The organism is Pedobacter sp. D749 (genome assembly GCF_019317285.1).
Classification (GTDB): Bacteria; Bacteroidota; Bacteroidia; order Sphingobacteriales; family Sphingobacteriaceae; genus Pedobacter.
This window is the reverse complement of the sequence record NZ_CP079218.1, coordinates 1,441,197-1,456,537: the sequence shown is the minus strand read 5'-3', so window position 1 is coordinate 1,456,537 and position 15,341 is coordinate 1,441,197. Positions and strand designations below refer to the sequence as shown.

General features: G+C 36.1%; 14 protein-coding genes. 4 read left to right on the top strand and 10 right to left on the bottom strand.

Annotated elements, in window-relative coordinates:
- Nucleotides 1-338: 338 nt before the first annotated feature.
- From KYH19_RS05995 to KYH19_RS05975, 5 genes are all read right to left on the bottom strand, one after another.
- A complete protein-coding gene (locus KYH19_RS05995; protein ID WP_219077963.1) occupies nt 339-2,762 on the bottom strand; it encodes a hypothetical protein in 2,424 nt (807 codons plus the stop codon).
- Nucleotides 2,763-2,872: 110 nt separating this feature from the next.
- Nucleotides 2,873-3,532, bottom strand: coding sequence for a response regulator transcription factor (locus tag KYH19_RS05990; RefSeq protein WP_121283175.1), 660 nt, complete (start codon nt 3,530-3,532; stop codon nt 2,873-2,875).
- On the bottom strand, nt 3,525-4,310 hold the full coding sequence (locus tag KYH19_RS05985) for a sensor histidine kinase (protein ID WP_219077962.1): 786 nt from the start codon (nt 4,308-4,310) through the stop codon (nt 3,525-3,527). Before KYH19_RS05985 ends, KYH19_RS05990 begins: the two co-directional genes overlap by 8 nt.
- Nucleotides 4,274-4,930: a hypothetical protein gene (locus KYH19_RS05980; RefSeq protein ID WP_219077961.1), complete on the bottom strand. Its 657-nt coding sequence runs from the start codon at nt 4,928-4,930 to the stop codon at nt 4,274-4,276. Before KYH19_RS05980 ends, KYH19_RS05985 begins: the two co-directional genes overlap by 37 nt.
- Nucleotides 4,931-4,963: 33 nt before the next feature.
- Nucleotides 4,964-5,797 carry a hypothetical protein gene (locus KYH19_RS05975; protein WP_219077960.1) on the bottom strand — a complete coding sequence of 278 codons (834 nt, stop codon included), beginning with the start codon at nt 5,795-5,797 and terminating at the stop codon, nt 4,964-4,966.
- A gap of 371 nt (nt 5,798-6,168) precedes the next feature.
- Here KYH19_RS05975 and KYH19_RS05970 point away from each other — a divergent pair, with 371 nt between their 5' ends.
- Nucleotides 6,169-6,357 (top strand): hypothetical protein, encoded by a 189-nt coding sequence (locus KYH19_RS05970; protein WP_219077959.1) that lies wholly within the window; start codon nt 6,169-6,171, stop codon nt 6,355-6,357.
- Between the two features lie 136 nt (nt 6,358-6,493).
- Nucleotides 6,494-7,219, top strand: a complete 726-nt coding sequence (locus KYH19_RS05965; RefSeq protein ID WP_219077958.1) for a hypothetical protein — start codon at nt 6,494-6,496, stop codon at nt 7,217-7,219.
- A 103-nt stretch (nt 7,220-7,322) separates the two neighbouring features.
- On the opposite strand, the gene KYH19_RS05960 is transcribed toward KYH19_RS05965, so the two are convergent.
- Nucleotides 7,323-9,158: a UbiD family decarboxylase gene (locus tag KYH19_RS05960; RefSeq protein WP_219077957.1), complete on the bottom strand. Its 1,836-nt coding sequence runs from the start codon at nt 9,156-9,158 to the stop codon at nt 7,323-7,325.
- A gap of 106 nt (nt 9,159-9,264) precedes the next feature.
- Entirely contained in the window at nt 9,265-9,744 is a 480-nt protein-coding gene (locus KYH19_RS05955; RefSeq protein ID WP_121283466.1) for a Dps family protein, read from the bottom strand.
- Nucleotides 9,745-10,026: 282 nt separating this feature from the next.
- Here KYH19_RS05955 and KYH19_RS05950 point away from each other — a divergent pair, with 282 nt between their 5' ends.
- Together KYH19_RS05950 and KYH19_RS05945 are read left to right on the top strand one after the other, a co-directional pair.
- Nucleotides 10,027-11,556 carry a LysM peptidoglycan-binding domain-containing protein gene (locus tag KYH19_RS05950; protein ID WP_219077956.1) on the top strand — a complete coding sequence of 510 codons (1,530 nt, stop codon included), beginning with the start codon at nt 10,027-10,029 and terminating at the stop codon, nt 11,554-11,556.
- Nucleotides 11,553-12,203 carry a uridine kinase gene (locus tag KYH19_RS05945; protein ID WP_219077955.1) on the top strand — a complete coding sequence of 217 codons (651 nt, stop codon included), beginning with the start codon at nt 11,553-11,555 and terminating at the stop codon, nt 12,201-12,203. Before KYH19_RS05950 ends, KYH19_RS05945 begins: the two co-directional genes overlap by 4 nt.
- Before the next feature lie 124 nt (nt 12,204-12,327).
- On the opposite strand, the gene KYH19_RS05940 is transcribed toward KYH19_RS05945, so the two are convergent.
- The 3 genes from KYH19_RS05940 to KYH19_RS05930 all read right to left on the bottom strand — a co-directional run bounded on the left by KYH19_RS05940 (nt 12,328) and on the right by KYH19_RS05930 (nt 15,135).
- Complete coding sequence (locus KYH19_RS05940) at nt 12,328-12,987, bottom strand: CoA transferase subunit B (RefSeq protein WP_121283165.1); 660 nt, start codon at nt 12,985-12,987, stop codon at nt 12,328-12,330.
- A 55-nt stretch (nt 12,988-13,042) separates the two neighbouring features.
- Nucleotides 13,043-13,747 carry a CoA transferase subunit A gene (locus KYH19_RS05935; RefSeq protein WP_219077954.1) on the bottom strand — a complete coding sequence of 235 codons (705 nt, stop codon included), beginning with the start codon at nt 13,745-13,747 and terminating at the stop codon, nt 13,043-13,045.
- 296 nt (nt 13,748-14,043) lie between these two features.
- Nucleotides 14,044-15,135 carry a sorbosone dehydrogenase family protein gene (locus KYH19_RS05930; RefSeq protein ID WP_219077953.1) on the bottom strand — a complete coding sequence of 364 codons (1,092 nt, stop codon included), beginning with the start codon at nt 15,133-15,135 and terminating at the stop codon, nt 14,044-14,046.
- Between the last annotated feature and the right edge of the window lie 206 nt (nt 15,136-15,341).

The window sequence follows — 15,341 nt, the reverse complement described above, 5'->3', positions numbered from 1 at the left end:
GTTAGTAGTATGACCAAAATTAGGCTTATAAAAAGCCAGATAGAATGCTGATTTTAACACGTATTAACCAGAAATTAACGCAAATGTTACAATCTTCTTAAATACGTTAATAAACTGTGATTTATTTAACTGATAAAACAAAATTTGAATAACTGAACTGATGTTGAAGCAATATATTGATATTTAGGCTTTCTGCCTACTGATTGTTGTTCGCACCAACCAGATTTTCAGCACAGATTTCTTTAGTTAAAAACCAGGCGATTTGGAGATACACAAAATAGCATCAATAAAGTAGTTAATCAGGAAGTTGAAATATAACCTGTTTATGCTAAAAATTTTTATTTGCTCTTCACTATAATCTCTTTCTCTCCATAAACCGCTCCCTTATCTGTTACGCCCTGTATAATAATTTTAAATGGTCCGGTTAAATCGCCGGTATTAAAACTAATGGATGTATCACCTTTTATCTTTATCTGATAGTTCCAATAAACTGTCGAAAAATTAATAGGCTCATTTTTATTGGTAATATCAGATACATAAAAATCTTTAGGAAGGTTGATTCCCTTGAGGATGGTAATATTAGGTTTACGCTCTGCCTCCAAACACCCTTGGTAAGTAATTTTACCTCCTTTCCCATCAGAATAAGTTTTACCTGTTACAGGACTACTACTGCCAGAATCTACAATATGATTAGGGCAATTTAGAATATTATACCTGCAAACATAATCACCACATTTATTATAAGGTCTTTTGGCGTAATCGGTATTTTGATTATTCTTCGTAATCACCACTTCTTTAAGTTTGATACCAGCAGCCGAAGTGATACTTTGATAATCATTATTTATTACTTTAGCTCTTGTATCTGGAAGTTCAAAATTTTGCTGTAATATGTATTTTGTGAGTTCTTCCTGCGGGTTATTTATGTGAAGCGAGTACAAATCATATCTATCGGTAACCATTCCCAGCAAAACCGGTGTTTTCTGTTCTTTAATTAGGAGATGATCAAATGGAATACTGAATCTGCCTGAACTATCTGTATCCAGAAAATTAAGGTTTTCGCCCGCTATTGTTGTTAAGCCCAGTGGGCTGGTCAGTAACTTTTTTCTTCTGGTAATTTCACCATGGTATTCAAAGCTCGAGAGCACTTCCTTTTTATTAGCAACCTCTTCTTCAGGCCATTTATACCTGCTCCAGGTTTTAACCAGAAGTACATCATTTAGATAATCCTGATCCACATACTTTAAACCCATCGGTCGGTTAGGAAGTGGTTTTAAATGTTGTTGTAAATAAAAATAATCGATAATGTTCTGGTTATTAACAACTGAAATCCTATTGGCTTGGGTACATGCAATAGAAACCAGTGCTGTAAGTGGAGTTTTATTTTTACCGGTTACATTCAATTTTAAATTCACCTGATCTCTTGTACTATACTCATTTTTATCTGTGGAAAGTTCGATCTGATTAAGCTGATCATAATGTGCAAAGAAAATCCTTTCGGCCATTGGGCGATAATTGCTATCTAAAATGGTGACGGTATTTAATCCAATTGGTACGGAATCTAATTTAAACCTTATATTTTGGGTTTTGTTAGCCGCTAATATCAAATCGGCATGCAAAAAAACATCAGCGAAATTATGCACCAGAACATGAACTTTTTGATTATTATTGGCCACCAGCTGTAGCCTGAAATCGTTTTCGGCTATTGCTGTGCCTGCTGTTAAAACAGCTCCGTGTTTTAATACCGCAGGTAAATGATAACTGATACTTTCCTGTTCACTGCCAAAAAGTTTAACGTAATATTTTTTTGATGGCTTTGGACAGATCGAAAATGAACCAAGACCTGTAGAATTGCTCTGGAGGGTATCAATCACCCTGTCATTTTCGTACAGAAAACCTGTTGCTTTTATTGCAGTTATTGCAGTGCCTTCAAGGTCTTTAATTTCAAAACCTACCTTCGAAGTTAAGCGGTCTACCAGGTAACCTCCTTCGGGGTAAAATTGAACTTGATAATTAGACCGGTTCCTTACCGGAAGATTAAACTTGATGTATCTAATATCTTTACCTTTTTTGATGGAGACATTAAGTTGATTATTATTTGCTGTAATTTTATCCGCAGGAAAGTTAATCATCAGTTCACCAATTACACTACTTTTAGCTGTACCGGTGAGCAGTGTTTGTTTATCCTTACCGATATGATATTTTATTTCTGCATTTTCAACGAAACGGTTATCACTGGATAAAATTTTCAACAATGCTGTTCCATTTTTGCTCTGCTCATCATAAGCTTTAAAAATAGAAACATTGGCCGTTAATGGATTTACAGTAGTAGATTTAATGATAATGGGCTGCACAAATTCTCCATCTGGCTGATTATCCTTTTTAATATTGGTATTCGCTACAAAACGATAGGAACCTCCCGGCAGCGAATCAGGCAAGGTAAGCGCACCGAATGCAAATCCTTTTTCAATCAGAAATTTATCCTGTATTACGACGCTACTATCACTATTATTGATCAGCGATAAATAAAGTGTATGGTATTGATCTAAGTTGGTCATGTTTTTTAGCAAGTACCCGCTAAACCAAACCTGATCGTTATTGGTATAAATAGTTTTATCGAAATGAACGAACAGATTAGATTGAGCCGTTTTTAAGCCATAGCGATTAATATTTAACGCCACACTATCAAGTTTTACATCCTGCGCTTTTGCCTTTACTAATAAAAGCACAATACAGGTAAAGAGAATTTGAAATTTTGAAAGCATATTTGGATGATATAGCTAAAAATCGAAATTTTTAGCTATAATCTCAAATTATCTCCAATTAGTGACATAATTTTCAGAACAGTTTGTCAAGATTTATGATTTAAAAACCTCTAAATTTTAACGATTCCATGCTTCACCGCATACAAAGCCAATCCTGTCCGGCTTTTTAATTGTAGTTTTTCGCATAAAGAATTTCTATACCCATCAATGGTACGCGGACTCACAAACATTTCAGCTGCAATTTCATTATACGTTTTTTCAGTACAGGTATACTTGAGAAACTCCATTTCCCTTTCGGTAAGTTTTACGAAGTCTGATATTTTCGAATTTGTAGCTAACGAACTGAGCGACTGCATGACTTTCCTGGTCACAAGATCATTATAAAAATACCCTTTACTAATCACCTCGTCAAAAGCACGTTTAAGTTCTTCAGGTTCAGCATCTTTTAGCACATAACCTTTGGCGCCATTGGTAATCATTTTAATAATAGCAGTTTCTGCATCCATAGTACTCAAAGCAAGTATGTTTACTTCCGGATGATTTGTCCGCAGCCACGAAGCCGTGCTATACCCATCCATTTCGGGCATGTTGATATCAAGCAATACAATATCAGGTACATCGTATATTTTTAACTGCCTGATAAAATCTTTTCCGTTAGCAGCCTCAAATAAAATATTGTAGGACGGGAAATAGCTGATTAGAGCGGCCAACCCTTTTCTAAACAAAACATGATCATCAACTAGGGCTATATTTTTAATCTGGTCAGACATAAGGAATAGTTAAGGTAATTTTAGTTCCATTATTAATCACGCTGCTGATTGTAGCTTCTCCCATAATCAGTGTAGCGCGTTTTACAATATTCTGAAGCCCCAGGCCGGTCTCCAGTTTTTCTTTTTCACCTGCACTAAAACCAATACCATTATCCTCGATGGTGATGTTTAGCTGTTCAGAAAAATCAAATCCAACATCAATTGTGGTGGCTTGGGCATGCTTTAATATGTTTTGTAAACTTTCCTGCACAATCCGAAAGATGATAATCTTCTTCTGTTCTACAATCTGCTGTTCGTTACCTGTTACCTCAACCTTGCAAACAATAACCCCTGCCCTGCCTATGCGCTGTAGTTCCTGTTCTACCGCCTGCAACAAACTTAATTCCTGGATACGGCTTGTGTTCAAGCTTTTTGCAATATCACGTAAATCAGTAAGGGCATTGCCCAAATTTCCTTTAATTTCAGTGATCAATGATTTATCACTGGTTTCTTTTTGCTCCAGAATGCTCAATTGTAGTTTAGCCAAACTTAGTAACTGCCCAACATTATCATGTATTTCCTCACTTATCATTTCAAATGTTTGCTCCTGCATTTCGAGCCTCGATTGTAACAATTGCTCGTCATATTGCTTTTCCATTTCTCCTTTTTCTTTTGCATACTGGAATTTCTTTTTCTGAAAATAGAGCATAAAGAAAACGATCGCACTACTCAGTGCAAAAAAAATAATTATACTGGGTATAATTACAAAGAGGACTTCTCTGTCTTGATCGTTCTGCATAAAAAGGCATAGGCAAATAAACAATACATAATGATATTAGTAATCAAATTTAATTTCTTTAGTTTAACGGCTAGTTGCTCGTAATTTTCCGTCAGATAGTGGAACATCCCCATATACGGTACAACGCAGGTGTAATAAACAATTAAACCTATGGCAATCCAGAATTCGCCTTCATTAAAAAGTGATGTAGTTTCTTCAGAAGTTAATTTTTCGTAGCAATAAATAAGTGCAAAAAAGATAATAAATGTTCCGCCAAACACAAAAGCATAGCTATTCCATTGTAATATGTTAAAACTGTAAAAACTAAATGTATACCAAAGAACCGGGAACATAAATAAGAATAATTTTATTACTTTTTGTAAGTAAACATTTTTGACAATCTGTTTAAAGAAATAGGCATAAAATATAAATTCCACCAAAATAAAAAAATTGTATTGAGGTAGCGTATTCCCCTCATAACCAAATTCTTGTTTGAAGAAAAACACACTAAGTTCGAGCAGAAAAGTATAAACACATAACAAAGCAACCGCTTTAAGTTGCTTTGTTAATTTTGATTGCAGGCAGATACCTGCTACCGAAGAAATTGCTAAAGAGACTAGATACAAATACTTGAGATACATAAAATTTAAATATGTATCTAAAATAAGCATTTACTATTGATCTGAAACATCAAGTGCTGCCTTATTACCGGATGATGGAGGTGGCGTTGGGTCTCCGGTATCAAAAGTATCTCCACGAAATTTATTTATAGTTATCTCAAGTCTTTCGTTAAATTCATCGCTATCAATATCTTCTATCCCAATATCCTTTTTTCCACTCATAAAGGTAAAAGCAATAGTTAAACGCTGTTTTCTCTCTTCATCATCTGATACTGGTTTTGGAAATGAATAAGCTAGATTGGTATAAGATACAAAACGGATCCCAAACCCTGTTACCTTACTTCCAGGCTTTGCAACTTGCGTTTCCATTTCTTCGAGTGTTTGGGTTATATGCAATAAACTAAACCATATATGCTTAGTTTCCGGGCAAACATTTAACCGGTCATTTTCCGATAGCGTTTCGAAAAGGATACCTCGTTTTACATTTTGATAATTATGAACCCAGATTCTTGCCTGATCTTCTTGAACTTTATCAAAAGTTTTTCCATTATAAGCGAAGTAATTTTTATTATCAACTTTATCAATACCTTCAGTTATTCCGAAAATGAGCGTTAGTACACCACATTTACCTCTTGTTACAGTTCCATCACTAGATGGCGAGGCAAAATATACCCTAACACCATCATCTTTGGTTTTAAAATTTTCTTTCAGAAGCTTAAAAAACTCAATAGCACTTACAATATTTTCAAAATCCAGTCTGTTGTTTTCTTGCATTCCTTCTTGCAACGATGTAATGGTATTAAGTATAGGATACTTATAATAATTAAACCATTGTTCACGATAATTGCTTTCTTGTTTGGTTACAAAAGTACACGGTAAAGGTTTCATAGCTTTTAATTTAGTTTGAGGTTTATAAAATAACTTATACCTAAATATACACTAACCTTATTTGAAATAGAAAATCGACAATTGCTAAAAAAGCTCACAACAAACTCATTTTCAAGCACAAAAAGAAGTACTAAATAGCTTATATCCAGTTTTTCGATTAGTTAATCTTCCCCATATTTATTTTAAAATACCGCGATTTTACGGTAGCGTATTGCGCTTTTCACGCGTATAAATTCCAACGTTTTCACGCTTGATTTGAATATACTACTAAAGGTAGTTTTGGATAAGAAAGATTAACCTCTCTTCTTCAAATCTGGAATTGTTAATTACTTAAGCCAACAACTAAAATTTTAACTCTTAAAATCATAATCATGAAAAACATTTTCTACTTACTAATTCTTTGTTTAGCTTTTATGAGCTGCGGCACACAAAAATCCTTTTTTGAAGGAAGAAAATCTTCAGTTGAATTTAAAGATTTTGAACCTATTGACCCAACTGAATACACAAAGGATGTAGACATTGTTGTCGATAGTGCTTTAAAACATAAAGCTCCTAACTAAAGATGAAACCCTAAGTTTTTTAAACAACGAAACAGTATTAGTTTATATAGGTCAGGAATCTATAGAAGGAGGATTCAGTTATTTACCTGTCACTGTCTCAGCTAAAGGTGCAACCTATAAAGTAGTCATGGATTATATGAAATTTGCTACACTAGCAAAATATGATTATGATGATGTCAAAGTTTTAGGCTTTAGTCGTGTTGGAGTTGGTTTAAGGCTTAGTTCACAAATTACCACGAAAGAAGCAGGGATTAATATTGGAGACTTATTATCATTGGGTATAGCCGTTAAAGCAGGCAAAGTAACAGGCAGATTAGCTATTGAAGTGATAGGCATTAAATCTAAAGAAGTTACTACATTGCTCCCATTCCCTTCAGAAATAAATCAAACTACTATCCAAAATGCAATGCAGGCATTAGCTACAATAAAATCAAAAGTATATGACAAAGACACCGATCTATATCCACAAGTAATGGCAATCAAAAATGAGCTTAAATTTGAAAAAACAGGTACTAAAATTAACAATATCCAAATTACAATAGCAGATAGCCTTATAAATGATAATAAATTAAAAATCCAACTAGGAAGTACTAAAGCTGAACAAGCAAAAAAAATGGAAAGACAAGCTTTTGATTTTCTTTTTGAACAAAATGTAGATGCTGCGATACAAAAATTAGAAGAATGCAACAAAGTATTCCCAACTTATAACAGTGTATATGAAATAGCAAAACTCTTAAAAAAGGAAAGACAAAATTTAACAGACAAAAAATCAAGCAAGTGGAATGATATTTACAAAACAATTTTAAATCAATACTCTTGGAGACTTTCTGAAGAAATAATTGGAAAGTTGAAACAAAAATAAAAAACCATCGCCTACGGATTGGCAAAGGCAGGATGGTATGTTTCGTAGAAACATTTACATTAAACCGTGATAGCTACAACTTAGTCCTGGCAGTTACAATAAATCATACAACCTCAAATAACGCTCCACCCTCCTTACCCATTTCATCAATCTTAGCCTCTACCACTCCATCCTTAATCAATTCGGGTGCGTGGTGGGGCTTTTTTCGTGCATCAATAATCATCGAACCCTTACAGCCCCAATGTTTGTTGATCGTAAAATCGTTAATACCATAAATATCTGCTGCCGGGTTACTCCTTGTAAAAGCTACCCAAACAAAATTATCAATAGTTGCAGCGGTAAACTCAGCATCATCTGCCAATATAATCAAAGGCAGACCAGATAAATCCTGATCGATCAGGGCCATGTTCAGCACCGCAATTTCTGCAGCTGTTTTCTCTGGATTCAGGTATTTATTAGCCGCTAAAACCAAAACACCTGGCATAGCAATTTTAGGCTGATAAAAAGCTTCACTTAGTTTGAGTTCTTCAGGGACATGGCTCCACAATTCTCTTTTTTGATTGCCAGCGGCTGCAATTACCACTTTAGAACCACTGTTTAATCCGTCGCCACTATAATCCAGCGTATCAATGGTGGTGTTGGTATAAAAATGGATGTCTCTTGTTAAATCAATTCGTTCTAATATATGTTTGATGAAATCTTTAATATGATGCGTACTTAGTCGCTGATTATCTTCTTTAGCCGATATAAAAAGGTATTTGGCTAAACTCAATTGGTTTTTACCCAGAATGTGGTTGGCAATAGTCAAAATCTCCTGTGGTCTTCTTTCTTTTAAATATGGCGTATAACGTTCGCTACCAATGGCAAAAAGCAAAGGGTGAACACCTGCGGCATCAACCGCATGAACCTCTTTTAAACCGTGTATTTCCTGCGGAATGGCTGAACCGGTAATTTCATGAATCAAAGCGCCAAAACTGGTATCTTCCTGCGGCGGGCGACCAACCACGGTAAACGACCATATTGCATCTTTTTTATGGTACACATTATGCACTTTCATTAAAGGAAAAGTATGTGTTAAACTGTAATAACCAAGGTGATCACCAAAAGGCCCTTCTGGTTTATTTTCGTTGGGATAAACGGTGCCGGTAATGATAAAATCGGCATCCGCAGAGATACAGAAACCTTCATCATCATAAAAATAACGGAAACGCCTGTCGCCAAGAGCACCAGCAAAAGTCATTTCCGACAAACCTTCAGGCAATGGCATTACTGCGGCCAAAGGATGAGAAGGCGGACCTCCAACAAAAACACTCACTTTTAAAGGCTGTCCGAGGGCATTCGCTTTCGATTGATGCACGCCTATCCCCCTATGGATCTGGTAGTGCAAACCAATTTCTTTATCCTGGATATAATCGTTTCCGCCTAACTGAATGCGGTACATCCCTAAATTGGCGTTTAATACACCCGGTTTATCTACATCTTCGGTATAAACCTGTGGCATGGTAACAAATGGACCACCATCCATAGGCCAGTTTACTATCTGCGGCAACTGACTGATGCTTGTTTTCAAAAACTTATTTTTCGCGGACGGTGTTTTTAAAGGCAGAGCCGATAAAGCCGACATTGCAGAACCTGCATATTTAAAAGGATTTTTCAACGCCTTTATAGGATCGTTCCTCAAAGAAACCAATTGCTGCACTTTCGGTAAAGTATCTCTAAAAATGAATTTTGATCTTTCTAAAGTTCCGAACAGATTAGAAACCGCAGGAAAAGGACTTCCTTTAACTTTTTCGAATAACAGTGCCGGTCCTTGCTTTTCGTAAACCCTCAAATGGATGGCTGCCATTTCTAAATAAGGATCTACTTCTTCTTTTATTCTGATTAAATGACCGTGCTTTTCAAGATCGGAAACACATTCTGCTAAACTTTTGTATGCCATGTCCAAAGATAAATAATTAGACTTTCTATGAAACAAAAAAGCCCTGTATAAGCAGATTTTACAATAAATCTACTTACATAGGGCCACTTAACCTACTAATAAGATATTATTTCTTGCCTGCGAAAGAGCGTAACATCCAGGTATTTTTCTCTTTAAACTGCATAAAACGGTTAACCATATCGTTAGAGCCATCGTCTCCGGCAGTATCAGTAGCTTCCAAGAGTTCTCTTTCCAATTCGATCAATGCAGCCATATCATCTAAAATGGCATCAACCATATCAAGGTCTTTCATGCCAATGGTATCAATCTCTTTGATTTTAGATTCTTTAATATAATCAGCAAAACGGCTATGCGGTGCTTTACCTAAGGTTAATACACGCTCAGCAATTTCGTCGATAGTTAGTTGAGCATTGGTATATAACTCTTCAAACTTAACATGAAGTGTAAAAAAATTCTGACCTTTAATGTTCCAATGGCAACCTCTTAATTTTTGATAATGAATGTGGTAATTAGCCAAATAATCATTTAACAGATCTACAACTGGTTTAACTTCTTTCTCGTTTAAGCTTATTTCTTTAGCGTCCATTTTGTTATGATTTATAATGTTTTTATTGTCAACGTAACAAACCAAATTTATAAAAGTTTTACTCAATTTTGTCTCTTGAACAATACGGTATTTATTAAATCGTTTAATATTTAACAAAAACAAAACAGGGACATTATAAATATTTGTATATGAATTACATATCAATTCAAAAAAAATAAAATCATCTTAGTTTTACTTAAAAACCAACAGCTCGACTTAAGATGGTTAACAATATTATTCGTATAATTGCTCCCTTTGACTTAGAAAATTAGATAAAAATAAATGCATAAAATATATTTATCTGCTGTAGTGTTATTTGCACTTAATATTGCAAATGCCAAAGCTAACACAGCAAGAGACTCTATCGGTGTAGAAAATAATAAAGGCAAAAAACTTATCGTTCACCAAACCGTAGCAAAAGACACTTACTATTCTATCGGAAGAAGATACAATGTATCGCCAAAAGATATTATGGCTTTTAACGAAAACAAATATCTACAGGTTGGTGTGATCATCAAAGTCCCTACAAATATTCCTTTTACAGCAACAGGACCATCTAACAATACGCAGACTCAAACTACTGCAACTGGCAATGTGATTGAGCATACCATTAAGCCAAAAGAAAATTTAAATATGCTGGCCGAAAAATATGGCACAACCATAAATGAAATTAAGGCTTTAAACAACTTAAAGGGCAGTAATTTAAGCATCGGTCAGGTTTTAAAAATACCGGCAAAAAACGGAGTGCAGAACCCAGTACCTGAGACGGTTACGCCGCCTGCAAAAAACAATACAGAATCACCTGTAAACAGTACTCCTGCTTCAGATCAAACTATGATTGAGCATACTGTTGCGCGTAAAGAATTTTTAGGAAAAATTGCCGAAAAATATGGCACTACGGTTGAAGAAGTAAAAAAAGCCAACAATCTTTCGGGCAATAACCTCCGTATTGGTCAGAAACTTAAAATCCCGGCGACAAAAAACATCGACGAAACTAAAGTAGTTTCAGCTGCTGTAGAAGAGAAGCCTGCACAAGAAAATAAATCCAACGATACGGCAGGTACACACACTGTTTTAAGGAACGAAACTATTTTCACCATTGCCAGGCAATATGGAATTACTGCTTATCAGATCAGAACAATGAACAATCTTCCTGATAATGCCATTACTATCGGGCAGGTTTTAAAAGTTCCTGGCGGCATCATTGCAGATGTTCAGGTACCCAAAGAAAAACAGGCTGAAACCAAAACAAAAGAATTACCGGTAGAAGCGAAAGAAGAAAGTTTTATCCATACGGTAGCTACTGGCGAAAACATTTTCTCTATAGCTAAAAAATATAACTTAACGGCTTATCAGATCAGAACAGCAAATAAACTGGACGATAACAACATCAAGGTAGGCCAGAAACTGATCATTCCTAAACCACCACAACCAAAATCGGTAAATGATTTATCAAAAGAAGAACAGGAAAATGAACCAGACAGTACCATGGTTAAAGATCCTAAACTTCGCCGCGATCCGAGCGTATATGGTTTAAGTCAGATCGAAGAAAAAGGAGCTGCAGTTTGGATTGAAGACCAGGATATGGATGGAACAAAAATGTTGGTTTTGCACCGTACAGCACCTGTGGGAAGGGTAATTAAAATTACCAACCCAATGACCAACCGCACTACCTTTGCCAAAGTTGTTGGTAAATTTACAGAGAACGAATCCACAAAAGATGTTATCATTGTAATGACTAAAGCTGTAGCCGATTCACTGGGCGCTTTAGACAAACGTTTTTTCTGCAATTTAACCTATAGTGCTCAATGAGTTTAAACAAAAAACCATTCATAATTGGTATTGCCGGTGGTAGCGGATCGGGCAAAACATTTTTCTTAAACTGCTTTCTTCATCATTTTAAACAGGATGAAGTAACACTGGTATCCCAGGATGATTATTACATCCCTGCCGGTGACATGACACAGGAAGAAAACAAGTTATACAACTTCGATCTTCCTTCAACCATTGACAGCGAACAGTTTTTGAGAGATATTAAGCAATTAATGAGCGGTGAAGTGGTTTATAAAAAAGAATACAACTTTAATAACCCTTTGGCTGTAGTTAAAATACTGGAAATTAAATCAGCACCTATTATTATTGTAGAGGGACTTTTTATCCTCCATTTTAAAGAAATAGCGGCTTTACTGAATCATACAATTTTTGTTGATGCGGATGAACAGGTTGCTTTAGATCGCCGTATCAAACGTGATGGTTTAGAACGAGGTTATCCGGAAGATGACGTATTGTACAAATGGCACAACCATGTAGTACCCGCTTATAAAGAATATCTGCTACCCTACCGCGAACAATGCAATAAGGTAGTCATGAATAATACCAATGAGCCCGACGAAATTATCGCCATCACAGAGGATATTTCGAATGATTTGAGGAATAGCATTTTGGTTGACATACAGTAAACACTAGAGAAGTCAAGTTTTAAAAACTTGACTTCTCTTTTTTAGTAAAGATTCACGCCTGCGCGAGAATAAAGATCGTTTATAAAATCTAATTGCCGTGGTTTGTGTCGCCACAAACCACTAATTAATCCAGTCTCATTTCAGGTATTTCACCTTCCACAACCAATCTACCTGCCGTAGATTGCTGTATAAATTCGATACTCACGCCGGGCGCACGCTCCAAAAGTTTAAAACCACCTTCAGGTAAAATATCCAAAACCGCCAGCTCTGTAACTATTTTTTTAATACATTTCACACCAGTTAACGGCAAGGTACATTTTGGTAACAATTTACTTTCACCAGCTTTGTTGATATGCTGCATGGCTACAATGATGTTTTTGGCCGAAGCAACCAAATCCATTGCTCCGCCCATTCCTTTAACCATTTTACCCGGAATTTTCCAATTGGCAATATCTCCGGTTTCTGACACCTCCATGGCTCCCAGAATGGTTAAATCCACTTTTTGAGCACGGATCATCCCAAAACTCATCGCCGAATCAAAAATAGATGATCCTGGCAAAGTGGTAATGGTTTGTTTTCCTGCGTTAATTAAATCAGCATCTTCTTCCCCTTCAAAAGGAAATGGCCCCATGCCCAGCAAACCATTTTCTGATTGTAATACTACATTAATTCCCTTTGGAATATAGTTGGCCACCAGTGTAGGTATGCCAATGCCAAGGTTAACATAGTATCCATCTTTTATCTCTTTAGCGATACGCTGTGCGATCTCTTCTTTTGAAAACATAAATTTTAAATGTTTGAATTTTGATTGATAGAATGAGTGATGTTTTAATCTGCTATTATACTTCAGACTTCCTCACCGTGCGCTGCTCAATTCTTTTCTCGTAGTCTTTGCCCTGAAAAATGCGGTGAACATAAATACCCGGAGTATGAATATGATCCGGATCTAATTCACCTGCTTCTACCAATTCTTCCACTTCAGCGATGGTAACTTTACCTGCCATAGCCATTACCGGATTAAAATTCCGGCTGGTAGATCTAAAGATTAAATTTCCTGCGGTATCGCCTTTCCAGGCTTTTACAATAGCGAAATCGGCATCAAATGCGTATTCCATCAAATAATCCTTACCATCAAAATTACGTACTTCTTTACCTTCTGCAACTTCAGTTCCTACACCTGCGGGCGTAAAAATTGCAGGCATACCATATCCGGCAGCCAAACAACGGCTGGCCAAAGTACCCTGAGGAATAAGGTCTACTTCCAGTTCGCCACTTAACAACTGCCTTTCAAACTCTGCATTTTCACCTACGTAAGAAGAAATCATTTTTTTAACCTGACGTTGTTTTAGCATTAAACCGATACCAAAATCATCAACACCAGCATTGTTGGAAATGCAGGTTAAATTTTTGACCTGTTTGCTCACCAAAGCATTTATACAATTCTCCGGAATACCACAAAGCCCGAAACCACCCAGCATTAGGGTTGCACCATCTGATATATCTTTGATCGCCTCTTCAGCTCCAGATACCACTTTATTTATCATTTTATGAATTTTGGTTAGTTCGCTAAATTACAAATTGCCTTCAGAAATGCAGCATTTAAAAATTTTTAAATCTATCAGGAATACAAATTGATTGGAATTAATCTAAATAACTACTACCTTTGTATTGCAATGATTTACGAGAGAGAAGAAAGCCTGTTTATATTACCTACAGACCCTGAATTCCAAAAGGGTATGGGATTTATCCTAAGCTGCACGGCTGAGCATAAAAAATGTTGTGAGAAATTTAAAAAGGGCAAACGCTGTAAAAAGTGCCCGGGTAATAAAAATAAATAAGCTTATTTCGCTATTTCGACAATCTTATCATCACCTCCATTGCTGGTACAGATATAAATTTTCCCTTCAGGCGATTGGCATACAGCTCTGATTCGACCATAAGTATTCACATAAAAATCTTTAGTCGCTATAATTTTTGTCTGCGTATCGTCTAATTTCAGTTGCATCAGTTTAGTTCCTTTCAACACCGCTAACAACAACGAATTTTTAAACTGCGGAATATAATCATTGTTGTAATAAGTCAAACCACTTGGTGCAATGGTTGGTGTCCAGTTGATTAATGGCTCTGCCACATTGTTCAAACTACAGAACGATTGTTCGCCACTTTCGTTGCAAAACCCCTTGATGTTCGGCCATCCGTAATTTCTTCCTTTTTCGATAATATTTATTTCATCATCAGAATCCGGTCCATGTTCAGAAGAAAATATTTTGCTGCCCACCTGAACCAATCCCTGCGCATTACGATGTCCCAAACTCCAAACAGGATTATTTGGGTAAGGATTATCTGTAGGAATAGAACCATCTAAATTGATCCTTAAAATTTTGCCGGCCAATGAATTTATATTTTGAGGATTGGCTGTATCGGATGCATCACCGGTACTGATAAACAATTTATCTCCGCTGATCAATAAGCGTGAGCCATTGTGTATGGAGGCAGCAGGAATCTGATCGATTAAAACCAATGGGCTGGTTAAATTCCCTCCGCCATAAGTATAACGAACCACTTTAGCCTTATAAGTGCTTCCGTATCCATAAACCACATAAACATAAGGATTAGCAGTGAAATCAGGATGTAAAGCCATGCTCAACAAACCTCCTTCTCCATTGGTACGTACCTCTGAAATAGTTAATAAGGGTGTAATTTGACCTGTAGCAGGATTCAAACGGTTGATTTTCCCAGCTTTTTCAGTAAACCAGATGAAATTATCGGGTCCGTAAACCATTTCCCATGGTAAAGTTAATACAGAAACAACAACTGTTGATTTTAATTCTACATCTGGTAAGATACCTGGGTCTTGATTACTATCGTCATCATTCTTTTTGCAAGTTGTGGCAAACAATACCACAAAAAGGCAGAGTAAGATTTTTTTCATAACCGTAACATTTTAAAAATAACATAGTTACGGTTATAAAAGTTTTATTATTTTATTGGGCGGACGTCATTTCGTGCGAAGCACAGCACAGCCGAGAAATCTTTAAAAAGTGCTTAACATCATATTCAAAGATTTCTCCACTGCGGTCGAAATGACGATTATACGAGTATTTCACCCTTACCATCATCCTTGCGCAGACAGGGGCT